Consider the following 16,848-nt stretch of genomic DNA (forward strand, 5'->3'; position numbering starts at 1 on the left):
CTCAGCGCCCGCCGGGGCCCGCCGCGAAGGCACCGAGGTGGAGCAGGACCACCGCCGCCAGGTTGGGGAGCCGGGTGCACCCGGTGGTGACGTCGGTGCCCGACGCGTAGTGCGCCCGCATCAGCTCGGAGAACCCGACCGGCGAGACGTCCGCCGGGGCGTCGGCCAGGATCCGGTTCGCCGTGTCGATGTCGGCCCGGGTCAGGCAGGCGGACCACAGGCGCTGCCGGATGCAGATCCGATCGGCCCCGACGCTGTCGACGGTGAGCCGGGAGGACCCGACGAGCGGGCTCAGGCTGTCGCCGGGCGCGAGGCGGCTGACGACGTCGGTCCAGGCGATCACGGGGTCCTCCTCGGTGGGGTGCGGCACCGGCGCGGATCCGGGACCGGGGTCACGTCGTCGTCCCGGCGGGGCCGCCGGGCCGGCCCGGGTAGCGGCCCGCGGCCCGGTGGAAGCTCGCCAGCCGATCCCGGTGCGGGACCACCGGACAGGTCCCGCAGTACGACGGCCGGTCCGCGGCCGCGCAGCGGAACGCGAGGCAGCAGGTGCGCCGCCACACCACCATCCACCGGTCGCCGTCCGCGGCGGGATGGCGCACCGACTCGACCGAGACCAGCCCGCGCAGGCGCGGTGCGGCGGCGAGCACGTCCCGGGCGGTGCCCGCGAGCGCGTCGCGGTGCGGCGCCGACCAGGACAGGGCCAGGAAGACCTGTGCGACGGCGACGGCCACGTTGCCCCACAGGACGCGCCGGCCGGCCCGCGTCTCGCGGTGCGCCTGCTCGACCAGCAGCTCCAGGTGGCCGTCCACCAGGGCGGTGACGACCTCGCCGACGGCCGGCCCGGCCGGCTGCGGGGTGCCGACGAACCCGATCCGGAACGATCCGCCCGGGTCGTCGGTGTCGATCACGACGTTGGCCCAGGCCGGGTCCAGCCAGCGGCCGTGCAGCAGGTGCTCGCCCAGCACCGGCCAGACCAGCCGGCGCGCGTAGGCCAGCACGAGCAGTGACCCGGCCGCCGCCGCGCCCGCCCCGCGGGCCCGGCGGACGGCCAGGATCATCGACGGGAGGTCCCGGTCGACGACGGTGCGGGCGGGGCGGCCCGGCCCGTCGCCGATCCCGCAGTCGGCGGTGAACTGCGCGGCGACCTGCGGCGGCAGCGCGAGATCCGGCGGCACCGGCGCTACTCCAGGAAACCGAGGTCTTTGAGCACGTGCGCCGCGGAGGTGGCACGCACGTCGGCGACGAGTGTCCGGTACTCCTCCACGAACAGGCCCGCGTGCCGGCTCATCCGGTCGGCCTCGACGAGATCGACGGCCTTCTCCAGGTCCGCGCGGCGCAGGGTGTCGCGCCAGAGCGCGTTGCGGATGTGCACCCCGTCCGCGTCGACCCCGGTGACCTGCAGGGTCTTCCCGCCGGCGACGGTCGGGATCCGCGCGCCGCCGTCGTACTTCCGTTCCACGTCCGCCCAGATCAACGGCATGCGATCAGTCCTGTCCCTCCGGATCCGGGGTGCCGGGCAGGCCCGGCGCCGCGAGCGTCCTCATGAAATCCAGCGTCGCCGCCCGGCGTCGTGCGGCGTCGTCCTCGTCGCAGCCCAGCCCGCGGGCGAGGGTCTCGACGTCCTCTGCCCGCAGGCACACCGCGACGAGCACCTCGCGGTGCTCGGCGGGGATGGCCGCCAGCCGCGACCGCAGCTCCGGCCACCCGCAGACGCGGGCCAGCCCGCCGGTGTCGGCCTCGACGATGCGGGCCTCGGCCAGGGTCGCGATCCGGCCCGAGTAGGGCAGGCCGAAGTAGCGGAACACCAGCGGCCGGGAGACGAGCCCCGCGACGACCTGGACCGCGACCTGGTCGGCCAGGCTCGCGTCGACCAGCCGGTGCGTGCAGGTGTAGAGCACCGCCTCGTAGGTGGAGCGGACCCGCTCCAGCCATTCGGCGAACTCCCGCTCGTCGTCGGTGACGGTGGGCTCGCTCGTCGTGTCGGCGTACACGGTCGCCTCAGCGCCCCGCCGCCGGCGGCGCGGCGGTGCCCACCGGGTGGGCGTCTGCGACTCCGGGCATCGGGATCGTCGCCTTTCGCGGTCGCCGCGGCCGACCGGTCGGTGGGTGGGGTGCAGGGACGGCGGACCGCGGCCCCGGCCGTCCGGGTCGTGCAGGGCGGGGCGGGCGGACGGCAGCCGCCCGCCCGCCCCGGTCCGTCACGGAGTCGGCACCACCGTCTTGGTCATCATCGCGATGTGCTCGGCCTGGACGACCGTGAGGTCCTTGGAGGCCGGCGCGTCCCCGCGGATGGCCTCGTGCGGCACCACGACCCAGCAGGCACAGCCCCAGATGCACTCGCCCGCCATGCCGTCGAAGCGGATCGACTGCTCGGAGAGCATCACCCCGAGATCGAGCAGCCAGGAGTGCATGAGGAGCTTCTCCTCCCACGACTCGATCTTGTCGTAGGCGTCGCGGGCGGCGAAGAACGCGGTGAAGTCGCTCTTCGCGACGCCCGGGATGACGATGTTGGAGTACGCGGTCAGCTCGTCGAAGAACTCGCCGAGCGTGGTGTTGACGGTGCCGTCCTCGCCGTCGAGCACGTACTCGCCGAGGGTGGACTCGAGCTTCTTCTGCAGGGTCTCGTTCCACAGCTCCCGCGGCGACACCGTGTGCGCCTCGATGTAGTCGGTCTTGAATCCCTCGCGCAGGCCGGAGAACTGCGGGATGTAGCCGATCCACTTGCCGACGACCTCGCGCCACTTGCTGCGCGGCTCGCCCGGGAGCACCTCGACCCCGGGGTGGGTGAACTTGGCGACGTCGAACACCGTCCAGGTCCGGTCGCCGGAGATGTTCCGCTCGTGCGGCGCACCGGTGAAGCCGGCCGGACGGAGCATCTTGAACAGCAGCCGCCCGTAGTCCTGCACGACGAACCGGGTGAACGAGTCGTTGACGAACTTGCGGGTGACCATCTTGCGCAGGTGGTCGCGGACCGCGGGCTTGCCGGCCTTGGTGTAGGAGCCGAGCCGCTGCCAGGAGTGCTCCTGGGGCAGGGCGAAGAAGCCGCCGGTGAACGGGTTCTTGTACAGGTCGCCCCAGACCGCCATGACGCCCTGGTTCTTGGCGTCGTCGAGCATGCAGTCGATCTCGTTCATCGTCGGGAACAGCGCGGCGTCGCCGCCCGCGTGCTCCTCGTCGCCGGAGAACGGCATCGCCGCGACGCCGACGACCGGGATGCGGCGCCCGAGCTTGACGTTGGACAGGTGCCGGGCCAGGTCGACCACCATGCCGGAGCCGGTCCCGCCGGCCATCGAGAAGAAGACCAGGACGATCGACGGGAGCTTGGTCGCGTTGATCGAGGCGACGAAGTCGTCGAGCTCCTTCTCCAGCGACTTCTCCTCGCCGTAGTAGTAGTGCCCGTAGATCGCCTTGGACACCGCGCGCGGAATCGACTCACCGGCCTTCGGCATCTCCATGTCGGCCGGCAGCCACGGCTCGTAGTTCGGGTTCCAGTAGTAGCGCGGGTACTCCATCTTGAGGTACTCACGCCAACGGTTGAGGCTGGTCAGGAGGTCCTTCTTCTCCGGGACGTCCAGCGAGACGGCGCGCACCTGGGCCCGGTCGGTGGGGATCCCACGCTCCTCCAACCGCTGGTTGAAACCGCCCATGTACTCCTTGAGCTCGTGCTGGTCCTGATCGCCGATGTCGATCGAGAGACCGGTGAACCGGGCACGCGGGTCCTCGAGCATGTCCTCGATCTCACCGGTGCGCAGCAGGGCCTCCACCATGTAGGCGCCGGCCTTGCCGATGCCGATGGCGTGGATGCAGTGCGGGGACTGCGCGCCGGTGGCGCTGTGGTACATGGACAGAGCCATTGCTGGCCTCCTCGGGATGTCATGGGTCGTCGCCACACGGCCGGTGCGGTCGTGTGCCGATCGGTGATGGGGGGTGAACCGGTGGTGCGGTGGCTGTGTCGTGACCGGTCCCGGCCGGCCTAGCTGACGTAGCCGAGGTCCTTCAGGATGGTCGCGGCCGTGGTGGGGCGTTCGTCGGCGATGTAGGTCCGGTAGTAGTCGACGACGTCGCCGTAGTTGCTGGTCATCTTCCCCTCGTCGAGCAGGGTCATCGCCTTCTCCAGGTAGGCGCGGGTGATCTTGTCCTGCCAGAGCCGGTGGGAGACGTAGACGTACTCGTCGTCGGCGCCGGTCACCTCGAGCGTGCGGGCGCCCGGCATGGACGGCAGCTGGGCGCCACCCTGGTAGCGGGCGACGATCTCGGACCAGTCGGTGGCCATCGCCCGCTCCTCAGCCCGACGCCGGGACGCCGACGCCGGACGAGGCGACCGCGGCGACGTCCTCGTCGCTGATCGGTGAGGCCACGCTCTCGCCGCGGATCGCGGCGTGCGGCACCACGACCCAGCAGGCGCAGCCCCAGATGCACTCGCCGCCCATCCCGTCGAACCGGATGGAGGGCTCGCAGAGCATCACGCCGAGATCGAGCAGCCACGAGTGCATGAGCAGGTGTGCCTCCCACTCGAGCGGGTCGTAGAGATCGCGGGAGGGCACGAACAGCCCGAGATCGAGCTTCGACGCCCGGGGCAGCACCACGCTGACGACGCCGTCGCCGGGGGTCTCCACGGTCTCCACGACCGGCTCCACCCGGGTGGCGGCGACGCCGGGGATCGCCCCGGCCACGGCCGCCGCGGCCGCCTCGGCCGCCGGACCGGTGCCGAACACCCGCGCCTCGGCGTACTCGGTGGCGAAGCCCGCGGTCAGCCCGAGCCCGGACAGGTCGCCGGCCTCGGTCAGCGGGCGGGTGGCCAGCAGGTTGATCCACCGGTCGCTCTGCTCGCCCCGGATCGCCGGGTGCCACTGGTCGCCGGGCACCGCCAGCCAGTTGAGCGCCTTCAGGGTCTCGTAGAGGTCCTTGCCGCCCCCCGCGGTGCTGAACGAGGCGATGGCCTCGACCGGGCTGTGCGTGCCGTCGTCCGGCACGGCGAAGAAGCCGCCGGTGAACGGGTTCTTGTACAGGTCGCCCCAGACGGCCATCACGCCGTTGTTCTTCTCGGTGTCGATCATGCAGTCGAGCTCGTTGATCACCGGGAAGAAGGTCGCCTCGGGCTGCTGCGGCAGGACGCCCATGCCGATCACCCAGGGCCGCCGGCCCAGCTTGATCGAGGAGAGGTGCCGGGCGATCTCCACGACGATCCCGCTGCCGACGGCCTCGGCCATCGAGAACGCGACGACGACGAGCGGGGTCTGCTCGCTGGTGAGCACACCTTCGGCGAACTCGTCCATCGCCGTGGTGATCTCGCGGTTCTGGTAGTACTCGGCACCGTAGATCGCCTTGGCGATCGCCCGGGACATCTCCGCGCTCGATCCGGGGATCTCCAGGTCCCCGGGCAGCCACGGCTCGTAGTTCGGGTTCCAGTAGTAGCGCGGGTACTCCATCTTGAGGAACTCGCGGTACCGGTTGAGCGCCGAGGACAGGTCGGGCCGGCTCGGGATCGGCAGCTCGACGGTGCGGACCGCCGGATCACCGGCCGCCACACCGGACAGGCTGCCGGCGCCGATGTCGACGGCGAGTGCGGTGAACCCGGGCGGGGCGATGCCGGAGATCGCGGAGACGACCTCCGCCCCGGTCGCGCCCAGGCCGAGCACGTGCAGCGAGAAGGGACCCTCGTGGTCGCCCGCGTGATGGACCTTCTCCTTGCTCAGCGCCTCGATGCGGGCGAGCGCGGTGTCCGCCGCCTCGTGGCCGTGGCCGTGGCCGTGTCCATGATCATCGGACATAGGTGTCTGCCTTTCCGGGGATGCTTCCTGGGGTGTGAGAGCCGCGCGCGGCCGCGAGGCGTGAGAGGGAGCCGCGCCGGACCGAGTCGGCCACCGCACGACCCGCGTCGGCCCGCCGGCTCCGGGCGGCCCGCAGGCCGGGCACGGAGAGCTCGGCGTGCTGGACCTCGTAGTCGATCCCGCCGCACAGGCCGAGCACGCGCCCGTCGTGACCGACCAGCGACGAGTGCCCGACCCACTGGCGCGACCCGACGGTGCCCGCGGCGTTCGCCGAGGCCACGTAGCAGCCGTTGGTCCAGGCGAGCCCGCGGGCCGCCTGCACGATCCGGCTCGGTCCGGCGCCGGGGGCGGTCCAGCAGAGGATCACCAGCTCGGCCTCCCGGAGCCCGGGATCGGTGAGCGCCGGCCGGGGGCCGTCGGCGAACGCCAGGGCGGTGCGCAGCCCCCCGGGTCCGTCCACGATCCGCGGCCGGCGCGCGGCGTCACCGCCCGCCGGTCCGCTCACGTGACCGGCGACGACCGTGCCGCGGTCGTCGAGCAGGACCATGCGGTGGGACGGGTCGTCCCGGGTCGCGCCGGCGCTGACCGACACGGCGAGCCAGACCCCGGCCGCCGCGCAGGCGGGCCCGAGCACGTCGAGCGCCTCCTCGGGGAACGCCAGCGCGGGGCGCTCCCCGGTGCCCGTCCCGATCCCGTGCACGCCGTACTCGGGGAGGACGACGAGATCGGCCCGGTAGGCCCCGGCGAGACCGGACACCACCCCCGCGGTCCTGAAGTAGGACAGCCGGGCGTCGGTCCGGGTCCGCACCGTGGGAACGAGCTGGTTGACGACGACGACGCCGACCGTCCCGCCGTCTCCGACCTCGAACGACATGTTGCCCTCCCCTCCTCGTCGACCACTGGAGATGAACCTACGTGAATATCTGCGTTTGGCAATACCTTCTGTGTGAAGTAATTTGGATGCAACGGTCCCCGCGCGGCCCGGGCCGGTGTGACCGGCCCCGGGATCGACTGGAACGTGCGGACGACCTAGCTTTACAATGACAGTGTTTACGGTGACAGCAGTGTGTCGCGGTGCCCGACCCGACGAGGTCGGCGCGCCCGCACGGGTTGTCCGACGCGGGACAGGCCGCTGTGGGGGTGCGGGGATTCGATGGGCAGGACCCGACAGGTCACAGAAAGTACAGGGAGCACAGCAGGCACCGGGGGCACGGCTGACGCCGGGCCCGCGCCCCGGCTGCAGATGAGCCGGCTGCTGGGCCAGGTCGAACGACAGATCGCCCGGCTGCTCGAGGGCACGCTGAGCACCGAGGGCCTGACCGTCGACCAGTGGCGGACCCTCGATCTCCTGGCCGACGGCGACGGGCATCCGATGTCGGAGCTGGCCGGCTCCCTGGTCGTCCCGGGCCCGACCCTGACCAAGATCATGGACAAGCTGGTCGACGCCACGCTGGTGTACCGGCTGGTCGACGACCGCGACCGGCGCCGCGTGCTGGCGTTCCTCTCCGAGGAGGGGCGGAGCCTGCACACCGCGATCGAGCCGCGGGTGGCCGCGGTGGAGGCCGAGGCGGTGGCCGGCCTCGGTGCGGACGCGCTCGTGCTCACCGATCTGCTCGCCCGGCTGGCCGAGCAGAACGCCCCGGCGGGCGCGCGCGGCTAGGCGCGTCCCGGGCCGGGCGTCGCGCTGCGGGCTCGGCGTCCGGCGGGGCCGGCCGCCGGAGCTACGCACCGCCGTGGATCTCGGCCAGGACGTCGAACTCGAGACCGTCGGCGCGGGCCAGGTAGATCCGCTGGACCAGGTGCTGGTCGCGGACCCGCACCGCTCCGCGCGGACCTTCGTAGGCGACCCGGTCCGCCACCGTGGACAGTCGCGGGACGTCGGTGGAGCCGGCGGCCGCGGCCAGCTGCGCCAGCAGGGTGATCCCCTCATAGCAGGACTCGCCCGGCGAGGCCAGCGCGGGAGCCGTCGGGCCGATCGTCTCCAGGTAGCGGCGCTCGAAGTCCAGGCCGTACCCGGTGCCGAGGGTCTCGAAGTAGCCCGCGGCCGAGTAGAGCTCGTGGGTGTTCGCCGCACCGGTCGCCAGCAGCATGTTCTCGTCCATCAGCGGGCTGAGCCGGACGCAGTGGTCGTGCAGCCGCATCTCGGTGAACGCGCGGTTGAACCGCACCGCGTCGGAACCGAGCAGGAACATCAGCACGCCCTGCACCCGGGCGCGTTCGACCCGCCGCAGGACCTGGCCGAAGTCCTCGGTCCCGAGCGGGGTGAAGATCTCGTCCCGGATCTCGGCCCCGACGTGCTCGGCGTAGCTGTGGGCGTAGCGGGCGGACGCGCGCGGCCAGACGTAGTCGTTGCCGACGATCGCCCAGCTCCGGATGCCCATCTCCGCCGACATCCAGCGCATCGCGGGCAGCAGCTGGTCGGTCGGGGTCTCGCCGGTGAGGAAGACACCGGGTGACCGCTCGCCGCCCTCGTAGACCGCGGTGTAGACGTAGGGCACCCGGCCGCGCAGCCGGGGCGCGAGCGTCTCCCGGACGGCCGAGGTGTGCCAGCCGGTGACGGCGTCGACCAGCCCGGCGTCGACCAGCGCGCCGACCTCGCTCGCCACCCGGCCCGGGGACTGCCCCCCGTCCACGGTCCGCAGCCGCACCTCGCGGCCGAGGATGCCGCCGGCCTCGTTGATCTCGATGGCCGCGAACCGGCCGCTGGCCTGGCAGGACGGCCCGTAGATGCCCGACGGTCCGCTGGCCGGCACGACGAACGCGATCTCGATGACATCTGCGGTCACGCGAATCTCCGTCTCGTCCGCACCCGACGATGCGCTGAGTCTGCACCCGTCGTATTGCCTGCATGTTGACGACCTGTAGGCCGATCGGGCGACCGGCCGGCATGCCGGAGCCGGGGGTCGGCGGCCCCCGGTGCATCACCTTGACACAGCCGTACCTTCATAAATATCTTCATCGTGAAATTTCTCCGGGTGGTTCCACCCGGAGGCCCGCCGGTCGCGCGGGCAGCTGGGCCGAACGCCGTAGTGCGAGGTCACAGCCGTGCCGAACCACGTCGTCGTGCGCGCCCGTCCCGACCGGCCCGTCCCTCGCCAGGAGGAAACATGCGTCACGGAGACATCTCGTCGAGCCCGGACACCGTCGGCGTCGCGGTCGTGAACTACAAGATGCCCCGGCTGCACACCAAGGCCGAGGTGCTCGACAACGCGGGCCGGATCGCCGACATGATCATCGGCATGAAGCAGGGCCTGCCCGGCCTGGACCTGGTCGTGTTCCCCGAGTACTCGACCATGGGGATCATGTACGACCAGGACGAGATGTACGCGACCGCGGCCACCGTCCCGGGCGAGGAGACCGAGATCTTCTCCGACGCCTGCCGCCGGGCCGGCACCTGGGGCGTCTTCTCGATCACCGGCGAGCGCCACGAGGACCACCCGAACAAGCCGCCGTACAACACCCTGGTCCTGATCGACGACGAGGGCCGGATCGTCCAGAAGTACCGCAAGATCCTGCCCTGGACCCCGATCGAGGGCTGGTACCCGGGCGACTCGACCTACGTCGCCGACGGCCCCAAGGGCATGAAGATCTCGCTGATCATCTGCGACGACGGGAACTACCCGGAGATCTGGCGGGACTGCGCGATGAAGGGTGCCGAGCTGATCGTCCGCCCGCAGGGCTACATGTACCCGTCCAAGGACCAGCAGGTGATCATGGCGAAGGCGATGGCCTGGGCGAACAACTGCTACGTCGCGGTCGCCAACGACACCGGCTGGGACGGGGTCTACTCCTACTTCGGGCACTCGGCGATCATCGGGTTCGACGGCCGCACCCTCGGCGAGTGCGGCGAGGAGGACTACGGCGTGCAGTACGCCCAGCTCTCGCTGAGCGCGATCCGCGACGCCCGGCGCAACGACCAGTCCCAGAACCACCTGTTCAAGCTGCTGCACCGGGGCTACACCGGCGTGCACGCCGCCGGTGAGGGCGACAAGGGCATCGCGGAGTGCCCGTTCGACTTCTACAAGCTCTGGGTCACCGATGCCCAGAAGGCCCAGGAGGCGGTCGAGGCGATCACCCGCTCGACGGTCGGGGTGGCCAGCGCACCGGTCTACGACCTGCCCTACGACAAGACCCGGAACGCCTGAGCGACCGGTACCCGGACCATCCCGTGCCCTATCTCAGCGACCGGTTCCACGACCGGGACACCGATCTCCGCGCCCCCGGTCCGGCCGCACCGGCAGCGGGCCCGAACCGGACCGGAACCTTCGACGCCACCGCGGTCACCGCGGCGATCGGGCAGCGCGTGCTCGGCCAGGCCGCGGCGCTGGAGGCCGTCGGGCACGCGCTCGTCATCGCCCAGGCCGGGTTCCAGGACCGGGACCGGCCGATGGCGAGCGTCCTGCTCGTCGGACCGACCGGGGTCGGGAAGACCGAGCTCGTCCGGCGGCTGGCGGCGGAGATCCGGTCCGGCCCGGACGACCTCTGCCGGGTCGACATGGGCCAGCTGGGCCAGGAGCACTATGCGGCGTCCCTGGCCGGCGCCCCGCCGGGCTACGCCGGGAGCCGCGAGCACGCGAGCGTGCTGGACCGGGCCACCGTCGAGGGCACCGCGCTGACGCCCGGGATCGTGCTCTTCGACGAGGTGGAGAAGGCGCACCCGCTGGTGCTGAGGGCGCTGCTCGGCGCCCTCGACCACGGCCGGCTGACCCTGGCCGGCGGCGACCGGACGATCTCGTTCCGCAACACCTTCGTGTTCATGACCTCCAACCTTGGGTCGGCCGAACTCGCCCGCCGGCAGGGCCGGGCGTGGCGCCGGGCGCTCGGCTCGCTCCCGGCGAGGGGGCCGGTCGGCCGGCGCGCCCGGGCGGCGCTCGGGCACCGCGACGGCGCGATCGTCGACCGCGCCGTGCGCGACTTCTTCGAACCCGAGTTCCTCAACCGGCTCGACGAGGTCGTCCACTTCGGCGCCATCGCGCCCGGGACGGCGGCGCGGATCGTCGCGCTGCGGCTGGACGACGTGCGCGAGCGCTTCCGGCGGCGCGACGTCGAGCTCGTGATCGGCGACGGCGTCGTCGAGGTGCTGGTCGACGCCGGTTTCGACACGGTGAACGGCGCGCGCGGCCTCGGCCGGAGCGTGCGCCGGAACGTGGTCGTGCCGGTCGCGCAGGCGCTGGTGCGGCACCGCCGGGCCACCGACGGCGCGCGGCCGCCGCTGACCCTGCGGATCGATCCGGCACCCGGCGGGGGCCCGGACCCGCTGGTCGTCCGGCCGCACTCCCCCGGCCGGGCCGGCGCGCACGGCGCCACGGCGGCCGGCGCCGGGCGGGCGGAGCCGGCGTGAGCGGCCGGCTGGCGGACGCGACCAGTCCCTACCTGCTCCAGCACGCCGACGATCCGGTCGACTGGTGGCCGTGGTCGGACGACGCCTTCGCCGACGCCCGCCGGCGCGACGTGCCGGTGCTGCTCTCGATCGGCTACGCGGCGTGCCACTGGTGCCACGTGATGGCCCGGGAGTCGTTCGCCGATCCGGAGACCGCCCGGCAGATCAACGCCGGCTTCGTCGCGATCAAGGTCGACCGCGAGGAACGCCCGGACGTCGACGCCCCCTACATGGCCGCCACCCAGGCCATGACCGGGCGCGGCGGCTGGCCGCTGACCTGCTTCCTGACCCCCGACGGCGAGCCGTTCCACTGCGGGACCTACTACCCGCCGACGCCCCGGTCCGGGCTGCCCGGGTTCCGCCAGGTGCTGACCGCGGTCACGACGGCCTGGGAGCAGGACGGCGCGCGGGTCCGCGAGGCGGCCACCCGGATCACCGCGAACCTCGCCCGGCACGCCGCCGAGGAACGGCCCCGGGTGCCGGTCGGGCCGGAGATCCTCGACCGGGCCGCCGCGACGCTGCTGGACGAGGCCGATCCCGAGCACGGCGGGTTCGGCGCGGCCCCCAAGTTCCCGCAGGCGCTGTGCCTGGAGTTCCTGCTCCGCCATCACGAGCGCACCGGATCGGCGCGGGCGCTGGACGTCGTCGAGCTGACCTGTGAGCGGATGGCCCGGGGCGGCCTGTACGACCAGCTGGCGGGCGGCTTCGCCCGCTACACCGCCGACGCCGCCTGGGTCGTCCCGCACTTCGAGAAGATGCTCCACGACAACGCGCTGCTGCTGCGGCTCTACGCACACCTCGCCCGGCTGACCGGATCGGCGCTCGCGCACCGGATCGCCACCGGGACCGGGGACTTCCTGCTCACCGGGATGGCCGTCGACGGCGGCGGCCTGGCCTCCGCGCTCGACGCGGACGCCGACGGCGAGGAGGGCCTGACCTACCTGTGGACGCCGGGGCAGCTGATCGGCGCGCTCGGGCTCGGCGACGGCATGTGGGCCGCCGACCGGTTCGGCGTCACCAGCGCCGGCACCTTCGGGCAGCGACGGTCCACCCTGCAGCTGCCCGCCGACCCGGACGACGACCAGCGGCTGCGCCGGGTCCGCGCCGCGCTGCTCGACGCCCGGCGGCGGCGCCCGCAGCCCGCCCGCGACGACAAGATCGTCACCGCGTGGAACGCGATGGCCGCCGTCGCGCTCGCCGAGGCGGGCACCGACCTGGGCCGCGACGATTGGGTGTCCGCCGCCGCGGACCTCACCCGGCTGCTCCTCGGACTGCACCTGCGCGACGGACGGCTGTACCGCTCGTCGCGGCACGGGCGGCCGGGCACCGCGGCCGGGGTGCTCGAGGACCACGCCTGGCTGGCCGAGGCCCTCCTCGCCCTGCACCGGTCGACCGGCGACCCCGCCTGGCTCGACACCGCGGGCACCGTCCTCGATCTCACCCTGGACCGGTTCGCCGATCCCGACCGGCCCGGCCGCTTCCACGACACCGCCGACGACGCCGCCCCGATCCTGCACCGGCCGCGCGACCTCGTCGACAACGCCACCCCGTGCGGCAGCTCGGCGCTCGCCGGTGCTCTGCTCACCGCCTCGGTGCTCGTCGACGGGGAGCGGTCGCACCGCTACCGCGAGATCGCCGAGGCCGCACTGTCCACGATGGGCGGGGTCCTCGCCGAGCACGCCCGGTTCGCCGGCCACTGGCTGAGCACCGCCGAGGCACTCGTGCACGGCCCGGTCCTGGTCACCGTCGACGGGGACCCGCGCGACCCGCGGTTCGCCGACCTGGTCGGCCACGCCCGCAGGCGGGTCCCCGGCGGGGGCGTGGTCGTCGCCGGGCACCCCGCGGTGCCCGGCGGGCCGGCGGCGCACCGGAGCCCGGCCGCGCACGTCTGCCGCGGGTTCGTCTGCGAGCGGCCGGTCGGCACCGTCGCCGAGCTCGACCGGCAGCTCACCGGTCCGGGGGTGCGGGACGGGGTCGCGGGTCCGGGGTGAGAGACCGGGTCCGTGCTCGTGGGGTGCTCCGCCCCGCCGCAGCCGGGACCGGCTGCGAAATACGGGGACCCGGCGGTCCGCGCGCGCTACCGTCGTCGACGTGCCCGGGCTCCTCGTCCTTCCCCCGCCGCGCTCCTGACCGGAGCCGCTGTCACCGACCGCGCCTGAGGCGCGGCCGGTCGTCCGCCCCTGCTCCGCTGCGCCCGCCCGTCACCTCTCTCCGCGCAGGAGCCCCCGTTGTCCTCGTCGTCCACCCCTGCCCGCACCCGGGCCGGGGTCCTCCAGGTCTGTTCCGCCGGTGCCCTGTGGGGCACCGCACCCGTCGCGTTCGCCGCCGTCGGCGACCTACCCCCGCTCGCCGTCAGCGCATGGCGGATCACCGTCGCCGCGGCCGTCCTCGGCGTGCTCGCCGCCGCGACCGGCGCCACCGCCGCGGTGCTCACCGCCGTGCGGGCCGCCCCGGTGCCGGTCGTCGTCATCGGGCTCGGGGTGGCGGCCTACCAGGCGCTGTGGTTCGCCTCGATCCCGCTGGCCGGCGCCGCCGTGTCCACCGTCGTCGCGCTCGGTCTCGCGCCGGTCGTCGTCACCGCCTGGGAGGCGCTGCGGACCCGCCGGACGCCGTCGCCCGGCCGGCTCGCGACGATCGCCGTCGCGGTCGCCGGACTCCTGCTGGTGGCAGGCGTCGACGCCGGGACCGGTACCGCCCCCGCGGCCGGCGTGCTGCTCGCGGTCGCCTCCGGGCTCACCTACGCCGCCGTCACCGTGCTCGGCCGGCACGCCGCGCCCCGGATGGCGCCGCTGGTGCTGACCACGGCGACGACGACCGTGGGCGCACTCGGGCTGCTGCCGCTCGCCGTGCTCACCGGGCCGGTGGCGACCACCGCACCGGTCTCGCTGCTGGCGCTCGGTCATCTCGGCGTCGTCACGATGGCGGGCGGGTACCTGCTGCTCTACGCGGGCCTGCGCACCGCATCGGCCGGCACCGCCGCCGTCGCGACGCTGCTGGAACCGGCGACGGCCGCGGTGCTCGCCGTACTGCTGCTCGGGGAGTCGCTGCCGGCGCACGGGATGGTCGGGGTCGTGCTGATCCTCGGCGCGGTCACCGTGCTGCGGAACCGCTGACGCCGGCACAATCCATGCGGATCGCATATGATTGCCCGATGGAATCCCACCTCGAAGCCGTTCTCACCGAGTGGCACGACGCGGTGAACGCCGGCGACCCGAGCCGCTCGGCCGCCGCCGTCGGCGACCCGGTCGTCGTGCTGGGACCGCGCGGGGCGGGTCCGATCACCCCGTCCCGGTTCGCCGAGTGGGTGCGGCGTTCGGGCATCCGGCTGACGCCGGTGTCCTGGCACCCGGTCAGCGACCGGGTGATGGTGGTCGAGGAGGACGCCGTCTGGCCGGGCGAGGAGAGCGCGGTCCGCGTCGCGACGGTCTTCCGCGTCGTGGACGGCACGGTCACCGCCGCCCTCCGGCTCCCGGACCTCCGGTCGGCTCTCGAACTCGCGCACCTCTACCGCGAGTTGGCCGCGACCGAATGACGACGCCGGGAACCGGACAGCTGCTGTTCTCCTTCGTCCGGCACTGGTCACGCCGTGCGGCCACGCACGACGCCTCCGTCGCCGAACGGGGCCGACTCGTACTGGTGACCGAGGCGGTGGCGGCGCTGCACGGCCGCGGCCGGCCGCCGACCGTGAATGCGATCGCCGGCGAGATCGGCATCGACCAGAGCGGCGCGTCACGACTGATCACGAGCGCCGTCGACGCCGGATGTCTCACGGTGACGACGGGGGCGTCGGACGGCCGCAGACGTGAGGTGTCGGTGACCCCCGCCGGACGCCTGGTCCTCCGGCAGGCGCACGCATGGCAGGAGGAGGTCTTCGACGAGCTGACCGCGGGCTGGAGCGAGAAGCGGCGCCGGGACTTCCACACCGCCATGGCCGATCTCATCGCCCGGTCCGACCAGGTCGGCGGATGAGCCCCTCGGGTGCCGGCGGTCCGCTCGCCCGAGCGCGCGGGCGGTTCCGGCCGTACCCCCGTGCAGAGCCGGGACCCAGGATCCGGTGATACCGGAGCGTTCGCGACTGCCAGTCCCTACAGTGTCGTCATGCGTGACGTTCCGCCCGTTCCGCCAGAACTGCGCAGCCTGGTCGGGTGCCCGGACCGACAGGCTGTGCAGCAACCGATGCGATGGAACCGCCCTTCCTGGCTGCGCAGGCTCGACAACCTGCCGGACGTCACCGTGCTGCAAGGGGATGCGCTCGGAGACCGGGTCTCGCGCGAGCAGGTGACAGACGTCTTCCGAGCGGTCGGCAGCGGGCGCACGGTCACAGATGCCTTCGTCGCGGTGATGGTGTGGGGTTACGGTCCGGTCGGTTACGGCCCTTATCGCACGCACCGGGTCCTCACCGCCAACCACGACGCACCGTCACGGCTGCGGGAGGTGCTGGACGCCGCGGCAGCGGGCGAGCCCAGGGCTGCATTCGATCTCGCGCGGGCGCCCGGCCTGAAGCATCTGGGGCCGGCGTTCGGTACCAAGTTTCTGTACTTCGCTTCCCTCATCGCCGAACGCGACGATGCAGTCCTCCCGATCCTCGACTCCGTCGTGACCGGCTGGTTTCACCAGCACACCACCTTTCACCCGCGGCTCGACCTGTGGCGGTGGCCGGACTACGAGCAGTATCGGAACATTCTGCAGGAATGGTCGCGGGACGTGGGCGGAGTCCGCATCGACGTCCTGGAACAGCTCATCTTCGATTCCGCGAGGGGCACGGGAGCCGGATCGCAGCAGGCGGAAGATCTGCCTTCGGCGCTGCTGCGCGTGCGCGAGCTGGCGACGGACCTGCCCGGAGAGCTGTTCTCGCGTATCGAGGCGCATCTCGATGCACTCGACGACCTGGTGAGCACCGACCTCTCGGAGACCATCACTCCTGATGAGGCCGAACGGCCGTAGTCAGCAAGAGCGGCCAGGGCCCGCAGGAGCGCACCCTCACCGACGTCCCGCTCACCGAGGTGCTTCCACCCGATGCGCTCGCGACAACCGACGCGAAGAACGATCTGCTTTCGTTCGGCGTACTGGCCGTCGGCGAGGACACCTGCCGCGCGCTCGTCTTCTACGGTGATCGCCGGGTGACCGGTCGGTGCAAGGCGACCGCGCGGACACTCGAATTTGCGCCCCGGACGTCCCGCTAGATGCTGGGAAGCTCGGACTCGACGGTCGCGACCCGCTGTGCCGTGTCGTGGACGGCACGGTCACCGCCGCCCTCCGGCTCCCGGACCTTCGGTCGGCTCTCGAACTCGCGCACCTCTACCGCGAGTTGGCCGCGACCGAAGGACCACGCCGGGAACCGGGCAGCTGCTGTTCTCCTTCGTCCGGCACTGGTCACGCCGTGCGGCCACGCACGACGCCTCCGTCGCCGAACGGGGCCGACTCGACGCCCATCGGCGTCCACGGACGGATGGCCCGCACCCCGGCCACTTGACCGTGCCGCGGCGGCACGGTGTCACCTGAACCGCACCGCCACGGACCGTCAGGAGGCCGGAATGGTGTCCCTGGATGCCGAGGACCACGCGCGCGCCGTGGTGCCGCAGCGGCTCTCCGACGGCCGGGCCGGGGGCCGCGACCTGCCGGTCGACCCGGCGGCTGGCATCCGGGCCCGTCGCGCCGCCCGCTGACGTCACCATCCACCACCTTCGTGCCGGGAGG

The 16,848-nt window shown here is 73.0% G+C and carries 18 protein-coding genes; 9 read left to right on the forward strand and 9 right to left on the reverse strand.

Annotated elements, in window-relative coordinates; translation table 11 throughout:
* Window position 1: 1 nt before the first annotated feature.
* The 8 genes from ABD160_RS06760 to ABD160_RS06795 form a co-directional block, all read right to left on the reverse strand.
* On the reverse strand, window positions 2-343 hold the full coding sequence (locus ABD160_RS06760; protein WP_344019507.1) for a hypothetical protein: 342 nt from the start codon (window positions 341-343) through the stop codon (window positions 2-4).
* Window positions 344-392: 49 nt separating this feature from the next.
* The gene (locus ABD160_RS06765) at window positions 393-1,175 is read right to left on the reverse strand and encodes an IucA/IucC family C-terminal-domain containing protein (RefSeq protein ID WP_344019509.1); all 783 of its coding nucleotides are present in this window, start codon (window positions 1,173-1,175) and stop codon (window positions 393-395) included.
* A gap of 5 nt (window positions 1,176-1,180) precedes the next feature.
* On the reverse strand, window positions 1,181-1,480 hold the full coding sequence (locus ABD160_RS06770) for a hypothetical protein (protein WP_344019511.1): 300 nt from the start codon (window positions 1,478-1,480) through the stop codon (window positions 1,181-1,183).
* 4 nt (window positions 1,481-1,484) lie between these two features.
* Entirely contained in the window at window positions 1,485-1,991 is a 507-nt protein-coding gene (locus ABD160_RS06775) for a hypothetical protein (protein WP_344019513.1), read from the reverse strand.
* 207 nt (window positions 1,992-2,198) lie between these two features.
* Window positions 2,199-3,854 carry an FtsZ/tubulin family protein gene (locus ABD160_RS06780; protein WP_344019515.1) on the reverse strand — a complete coding sequence of 552 codons (1,656 nt, stop codon included), beginning with the start codon at window positions 3,852-3,854 and terminating at the stop codon, window positions 2,199-2,201.
* 119 nt (window positions 3,855-3,973) lie between these two features.
* Window positions 3,974-4,273 (reverse strand): hypothetical protein, encoded by a 300-nt coding sequence (locus ABD160_RS06785; protein ID WP_344019517.1) that lies wholly within the window; start codon window positions 4,271-4,273, stop codon window positions 3,974-3,976.
* A gap of 10 nt (window positions 4,274-4,283) precedes the next feature.
* On the reverse strand, window positions 4,284-5,771 hold the full coding sequence (locus tag ABD160_RS06790) for an FtsZ/tubulin family protein (RefSeq protein ID WP_344019519.1): 1,488 nt from the start codon (window positions 5,769-5,771) through the stop codon (window positions 4,284-4,286).
* Complete coding sequence (locus ABD160_RS06795; protein ID WP_344019521.1) at window positions 5,761-6,645, reverse strand: nitrilase-related carbon-nitrogen hydrolase; 885 nt, start codon at window positions 6,643-6,645, stop codon at window positions 5,761-5,763. The genes ABD160_RS06790 and ABD160_RS06795 overlap by 11 nt, the downstream gene beginning before the upstream one ends.
* Window positions 6,646-6,924: 279 nt before the next feature.
* On the opposite strand from ABD160_RS06795, the gene ABD160_RS06800 reads away from it, so the two are divergent.
* The gene (locus ABD160_RS06800) at window positions 6,925-7,431 is read left to right on the forward strand and encodes a MarR family winged helix-turn-helix transcriptional regulator (protein ID WP_344019523.1); all 507 of its coding nucleotides are present in this window, start codon (window positions 6,925-6,927) and stop codon (window positions 7,429-7,431) included.
* A gap of 61 nt (window positions 7,432-7,492) precedes the next feature.
* Here the strand turns inward: ABD160_RS06800 and ABD160_RS06805 are convergent, their stop codons facing one another.
* Complete coding sequence (locus tag ABD160_RS06805) at window positions 7,493-8,557, reverse strand: substrate-binding domain-containing protein (RefSeq protein ID WP_344019525.1); 1,065 nt, start codon at window positions 8,555-8,557, stop codon at window positions 7,493-7,495.
* A 321-nt stretch (window positions 8,558-8,878) separates the two neighbouring features.
* Here ABD160_RS06805 and ABD160_RS06810 point away from each other — a divergent pair, with 321 nt between their 5' ends.
* The 8 genes from ABD160_RS06810 to ABD160_RS06845 all read left to right on the forward strand — a co-directional run bounded on the left by ABD160_RS06810 (window position 8,879) and on the right by ABD160_RS06845 (window position 16,817).
* Window positions 8,879-9,916: an aliphatic amidase gene (locus ABD160_RS06810; protein ID WP_344019527.1), complete on the forward strand. Its 1,038-nt coding sequence runs from the start codon at window positions 8,879-8,881 to the stop codon at window positions 9,914-9,916.
* A gap of 23 nt (window positions 9,917-9,939) precedes the next feature.
* Entirely contained in the window at window positions 9,940-11,112 is a 1,173-nt protein-coding gene (locus tag ABD160_RS06815; RefSeq protein WP_344019529.1) for an AAA family ATPase, read from the forward strand.
* Window positions 11,109-13,142, forward strand: a complete 2,034-nt coding sequence (locus tag ABD160_RS06820) for a thioredoxin domain-containing protein (protein WP_344019531.1) — start codon at window positions 11,109-11,111, stop codon at window positions 13,140-13,142. The genes ABD160_RS06815 and ABD160_RS06820 overlap by 4 nt, the downstream gene beginning before the upstream one ends.
* A 237-nt stretch (window positions 13,143-13,379) precedes the next feature.
* On the forward strand, window positions 13,380-14,264 hold the full coding sequence (locus tag ABD160_RS06825) for a DMT family transporter (RefSeq protein WP_344019533.1): 885 nt from the start codon (window positions 13,380-13,382) through the stop codon (window positions 14,262-14,264).
* A gap of 38 nt (window positions 14,265-14,302) precedes the next feature.
* Window positions 14,303-14,683 (forward strand): nuclear transport factor 2 family protein, encoded by a 381-nt coding sequence (locus ABD160_RS06830; protein WP_344019535.1) that lies wholly within the window; start codon window positions 14,303-14,305, stop codon window positions 14,681-14,683.
* Window positions 14,680-15,120 (forward strand): MarR family winged helix-turn-helix transcriptional regulator, encoded by a 441-nt coding sequence (locus ABD160_RS06835; protein WP_344019537.1) that lies wholly within the window; start codon window positions 14,680-14,682, stop codon window positions 15,118-15,120. The genes ABD160_RS06830 and ABD160_RS06835 overlap by 4 nt, the downstream gene beginning before the upstream one ends.
* A gap of 129 nt (window positions 15,121-15,249) precedes the next feature.
* The gene (locus ABD160_RS06840; protein WP_344019539.1) at window positions 15,250-16,095 is read left to right on the forward strand and encodes an 8-oxoguanine DNA glycosylase OGG fold protein; all 846 of its coding nucleotides are present in this window, start codon (window positions 15,250-15,252) and stop codon (window positions 16,093-16,095) included.
* A gap of 590 nt (window positions 16,096-16,685) precedes the next feature.
* The gene (locus ABD160_RS06845; RefSeq protein ID WP_344019541.1) at window positions 16,686-16,817 is read left to right on the forward strand and encodes a hypothetical protein; all 132 of its coding nucleotides are present in this window, start codon (window positions 16,686-16,688) and stop codon (window positions 16,815-16,817) included.
* Window positions 16,818-16,848 lie beyond the last annotated feature (31 nt).

Origin of the sequence: Pseudonocardia kongjuensis (assembly GCF_039526905.1) — a bacterium.
GTDB lineage: Bacteria > Actinomycetota > Actinomycetes > Mycobacteriales > Pseudonocardiaceae > Pseudonocardia > Pseudonocardia kongjuensis.

Excerpts from the sequence above, each read along its gene's own strand:
- ABD160_RS06800 (WP_344019523.1), top strand. The coding sequence starts at position 6,925 with ATGGGCAGGACCCGACAGGTCACAGAAAGTACAGGGAGCACAGCAGGC.
- ABD160_RS06830 (WP_344019535.1), top strand. The coding sequence starts at position 14,303 with ATGGAATCCCACCTCGAAGCCGTTCTCACCGAGTGGCACGACGCGGTG.
- ABD160_RS06840 (WP_344019539.1), top strand. The coding sequence starts at position 15,250 with ATGCGTGACGTTCCGCCCGTTCCGCCAGAACTGCGCAGCCTGGTCGGG.
- ABD160_RS06780 (WP_344019515.1), bottom strand. The coding sequence starts at position 3,854 with ATGGCTCTGTCCATGTACCACAGCGCCACCGGCGCGCAGTCCCCGCAC.
- ABD160_RS06770 (WP_344019511.1), bottom strand. The coding sequence starts at position 1,480 with ATGCCGTTGATCTGGGCGGACGTGGAACGGAAGTACGACGGCGGCGCG.
- ABD160_RS06795 (WP_344019521.1), bottom strand. The coding sequence starts at position 6,645 with ATGTCGTTCGAGGTCGGAGACGGCGGGACGGTCGGCGTCGTCGTCGTC.
- ABD160_RS06845 (WP_344019541.1), top strand. The coding sequence starts at position 16,686 with ATGGTGTCCCTGGATGCCGAGGACCACGCGCGCGCCGTGGTGCCGCAG.
- ABD160_RS06835 (WP_344019537.1), top strand. The coding sequence starts at position 14,680 with ATGACGACGCCGGGAACCGGACAGCTGCTGTTCTCCTTCGTCCGGCAC.
- ABD160_RS06785 (WP_344019517.1), bottom strand. The coding sequence starts at position 4,273 with ATGGCCACCGACTGGTCCGAGATCGTCGCCCGCTACCAGGGTGGCGCC.
- ABD160_RS06790 (WP_344019519.1), bottom strand. The coding sequence starts at position 5,771 with ATGTCCGATGATCATGGACACGGCCACGGCCACGGCCACGAGGCGGCG.
- ABD160_RS06810 (WP_344019527.1), top strand. The coding sequence starts at position 8,879 with ATGCGTCACGGAGACATCTCGTCGAGCCCGGACACCGTCGGCGTCGCG.